Raw genomic sequence first — 405 nt, forward strand, 5'->3', positions numbered from 1 at the left:
AACCATCTGCATTGGTGGTTGGTGTAACTACAACGTTGTCTCCTGCTGTAACCGTGGTTTTCGCTTTGGTTGCTGCATCTTTCACGCTTGTGATCGCACCATCAATTGTGTTCGAACCTGTGCCACCAATGTTACTTGTGGTGATTGCACCTGTCGTTGCATCAATGGTCGTTGAACCTCCAATTGCATTCTTAACGCTGTCCGCTACGCCATGCAATTGGCTACCGTTGATCGCATCTGTTGATGCTGCATTGATCACACCTGCTTTAACATTCGTGATCGTGGTTCCACCAGCACCTGCAAGCGTGATCTTGTCTTTAGTCGTTGCATCATCATATTTAACTGCTGCATCGTCTAATGTACCCAACTTGCCATCAACTGCTGCCAATTGATCTTCAGTCGCCG

1 pseudogene is annotated in these 405 nt (G+C 47.4%); it reads right to left on the minus strand.

The annotated features are described in order from the left end of the window. Positions 1 to 405, minus strand: a pseudogene (locus V6E90_RS21565) (YadA-like family protein); the annotation flags it as partial.

The organism is Acinetobacter sp. ESBL14 (assembly GCF_036668815.1).
In the GTDB taxonomy this organism is placed as follows: Bacteria; Pseudomonadota; Gammaproteobacteria; order Pseudomonadales; family Moraxellaceae; genus Acinetobacter; species Acinetobacter gyllenbergii.